Consider the following 3,740-nt stretch of genomic DNA (forward strand, 5'->3'; position numbering starts at 1 on the left):
TCGAAGCCACTGAAAAACTAAATACCGATAAAAATTTATAGTAATTATTTGCTTCTAAATAGAAGGTGGGATTCACTTCGCTTTCCACGGGCTTGGCTTCAGCCTCCTCGTCGCAAGCTCCTGCGGGGTCTTCAGCTCAAGCTGTTCCCGTAGGAGTCTTCGTGAATCCCACTTCCTAAAAGATCTGAGCGTATTTTTATTATAAAAATTTATTAAAATCGACTTTTTCAGTGCCCTATTAAGACTCTAATCATCTTTTCTATTTTTAAGTATGTCTTGAATTATTTCGATATGAGATGCAGCCCAAGCCTTTTCTCGAAAGTGGAGATACAGACTAAATGTAATTCCGATTATATAAATAAAGATGAAAATCATCCAATTTCTACTTCCTTCTACAAAAAGTACTGCTTGTAAATTTTGGGAGAATATTAAAAATAAAAAGGGAATAGAGGAAACATAAATTGGAATCATCCCGGAACCATTATTTTCTTTAACGAGGCGATAATAAATTAATTTTAATATATCACTATCAATCGATTCATAAAATTGCTGAATCTCTTTTATATCCCTCAAATATTTATGATTTTTAATATTATTTGGGTCCTTTTTTAAATGGCGATAAATTTTATGGGCGTCACCACGTAGGAAATTCATTCATACCAACATCCTTTGCATTTCTAACGGGGTTGTAAGGTAAGTAATTAAAAGTTTGTGACTTTTCTAAAATATTATACTTAGAAAACAAAAACATAAAAAAGCCAATGTCATCACATCAGCTTTATTGTAAATGTTTCGTATTTTCTTTATTGCTTGAATTTGTATCAACTTCTGTAAACAAGTTAGGGGCTTGTTTTGGGGGCTGAGCATTTTGTTGCATTTGATTTGCTAGTTGGGAATTGAGAAGAAATAGCACATCATTTAACTGTTGTTGCAATAATTGGAACTCTCTTTTCGTAACTGGTTGTGCTGCTGTTTTTAACATAAATCCAACTTGGCCATTTGGTTCTAACGTTGCCCACTCGACATCACTAATATTTGATACACTTTTTTGCCTTAAATTCATCTCTAATTGATCTACTGTTAGCCTTAACTTTTTTAAATTTTTCTCATTTAGTTGGCCATTTTCAATTAATATTTTTGATTTTCCTGTTATCAATTTCTCCACATTATTAGACTTAATTTGTACATACTCCATTAAAACTAATGTTATTACAAGAATCCCACCTACAGCCAAAGTTGTCCAAATACCTTCACCAGCGATTGGTTGGACTAATAACGAACCAATTCCAATCATAATCACTGTCTGAGCTAGCGTCATTTGAGAGATTGACTTTCTACCTGCTACCCTTAATAGGAGTGTCCCCCCAACCACTATTAAAATCGGCTTCCATAACCATTCAAAATCCATTCGTAAATCTCCCTACATTGTGTTTAAGAATAGTATTTTACCGATTTTACGTAATTATTCGATGACTCGATATCCTTTAGGTAATTCACTCTTGGAAATCCAACTTTCAATCATTTCATTAAAATAATATGGATTAGCCATAGAAATCCCATGCCCTACTTTGTTAATAATAATTCCTTTACAATTAGAATTACTTGCAACAATCTTTAATGCAGATTTCTTCATCATACTATTTTCTTTTTCGCCAACTGTAACCAGGATATTCGTAGTTGTCGTTTTAAATTGCTCCGGAATTGTATAGGACATATTTTCCTCAAGTATCCGAATAAGTGTTGGTAGTGGCATACGGGAACTTTCTTCATAATACTTTTCAAATTGGTTATCTGTTATAAAAAGTGCTTTCGCTTGGATTTTTGAAAATGTTTTATTTTTAATGAATGGATATGAAAGTCGAATGAAAGGTTTTATTAGTAGCTTCAAGGCTGGATTTGGTATTACTAGAGCACTATTAATAATGGCATAGTGAATAAGTGTTGGCTTTTGGCTTATCATTTCAATTGCAACTTGTGCACCTAATGAAAAGCCAATGACAATCACTTCTTTATTTTGTGCCTTCTCTTCAATTAGTGAATTTAATAGTTCCGCGCTAATTCTTATGGAGAAATCTCCGCTCTTTCTGCTAGATCCTTGTTCTGGTAAATCTGGCACTATACATTGATATTGGGAAAAGTATTGAACTTGTTTTTCCCACATCCAACCACTTACACCTCCACCATGCAAAAACAGCATTAGCGGTCCATTTTCATCACCAATTTCTTCATAGTACAAAATGCATCACCCTTTAGTCGGTACATATTTGTTACTTCCAGGAAGCTTTTTGATCGTGTTCCATGCATTAATGGCTTGTTTACGGCTTTTTTCCTTATTTTTAGGGTCTGCGAAAAAGTCACGAATAAACTGATTATATTCAAACTGTGGGGCAATTTCTTTTGTATAGGAAGGACTTTTTTTCCTCTCCTCTTCTTCATCCCATGCCTTTACAACATTACGATACTTTTTTCCAACATTATTTTTAAAAAAGCTTTGTATGTATGTTGAAAAGTGAAAATTAGGAATAATCGTTTTAAAAAAAGCCCTTACTTCTTGGCTACAACGATGATTTTCTACAATGACCGTATCTAAACTTAAATCCACTTGCACTATTTTTTTCTTAGTTGCCTTTCGCATCGGCTTTGTTACTTCACCTGTTGAAATAAATGTCACGATTCTCTCTGAAAGCTCCTGTTTCGAACCAGATGCACTCATCCCATTCTCCCTACAAAACAATTGCAATTCTTCTTTTAACCAATAATAATTTCTAAAGTCCTGTAGGTTAATAGCTTTTGATAGGTTTGGTCTCATGTGTTGCTCCTTATTCACTTTGCTTTGTTAGAATGATTTCTTCCTTCTGATTATTCCACTCAATCGTTAATGTTGCTTGTTCTGGGTAATCCCCTTCGATTAACAATTCACTTGTTTCCGTAGCAGTATGAAAGTTTCCAATTCCCTTTAGCGGTTGTGGCGAATTGCTTTCTAGTTTGGACGCCCCCGTATCTAGAACATACTCTATTTCCCCAACATCTTTAGTAAGTGTTGGTGTATTTTCGCGGTCAATAATATGTTGAATATAAAGCGATTCAAAAGAGTATGAATTCACTTTAGAAATCGTATATGTTCCAAACCATTCTTCCCCTTGTCCAAAATACGTTACATTTTGTTCATCCTTAGAGCTTTCATTCGAACAACCCGACACGATACTTATTAGTAACATCAATAATAAGAGCTTTTTCAATAAATTTCCTACTTTCTATATTGATAAAAAATAGACTTCCTTTCGTTAAAGAAGTCTATTTCAATAAACTAAACAGTGTATTTCACATATCAATTCTCACATGGGGAGCTTTTTGCAATATACGACACGCCCTCTTCAGGAACCAAATAAAAGATGCCACAGTGGTCATTTCCCAAGCTGTAGACTTTTCTTTATCACTTTGACGACAAATACTATATGGCAGGTTCCCATGATCTGTAAGAATTTCCTTAATTGTATATACTGACATGTTACCACATTCGTCGTTTATGAGTTTTGATATCCTCTCTCTTTTTGAAGCCAATTTCATTTAATGTCGTTGTTTCATATCATTTTTGCGAAAATAATATATGATACTTCAAAACAAAAAAATCACCCCTATTTAATAGGAAGCCACTGAAAAACTAAATACCGATAAAAATTTATAGTAATTATTTGCTTCTAAATAGAAGGTGGGATTCACTTCGCTTTCCACGGGCTTGG

Annotated in this window: 5 protein-coding genes; all 5 read right to left on the reverse strand. The window is 33.8% G+C overall.

Annotated features, from left to right (window positions below):
• Window positions 1-246 precede the first annotated feature (246 nt).
• Entirely contained in the window at window positions 247-654 is a 408-nt protein-coding gene (locus CRO00_RS19745; protein ID WP_097075394.1) for a hypothetical protein, read from the reverse strand.
• Between the two features lie 124 nt (window positions 655-778).
• Window positions 779-1,408, reverse strand: coding sequence for a DUF421 domain-containing protein (locus tag CRO00_RS19750; protein ID WP_097075395.1), 630 nt, complete (start codon window positions 1,406-1,408; stop codon window positions 779-781).
• A 54-nt stretch (window positions 1,409-1,462) separates the two neighbouring features.
• On the reverse strand, window positions 1,463-2,197 hold the full coding sequence (locus CRO00_RS19755; protein WP_097075399.1) for an alpha/beta fold hydrolase: 735 nt from the start codon (window positions 2,195-2,197) through the stop codon (window positions 1,463-1,465).
• Between the two features lie 45 nt (window positions 2,198-2,242).
• Window positions 2,243-2,809, reverse strand: coding sequence for a DUF6434 domain-containing protein (locus CRO00_RS19760; RefSeq protein ID WP_097075396.1), 567 nt, complete (start codon window positions 2,807-2,809; stop codon window positions 2,243-2,245).
• A gap of 10 nt (window positions 2,810-2,819) precedes the next feature.
• On the reverse strand, window positions 2,820-3,239 hold the full coding sequence (locus CRO00_RS19765) for a hypothetical protein (RefSeq protein ID WP_097075397.1): 420 nt from the start codon (window positions 3,237-3,239) through the stop codon (window positions 2,820-2,822).
• Between the last annotated feature and the right edge of the window lie 501 nt (window positions 3,240-3,740).

Origin of the sequence: Ureibacillus xyleni (assembly GCF_900217795.1) — a bacterium.
Classification (GTDB): Bacteria; Bacillota; Bacilli; order Bacillales_A; family Planococcaceae; genus Ureibacillus; species Ureibacillus xyleni.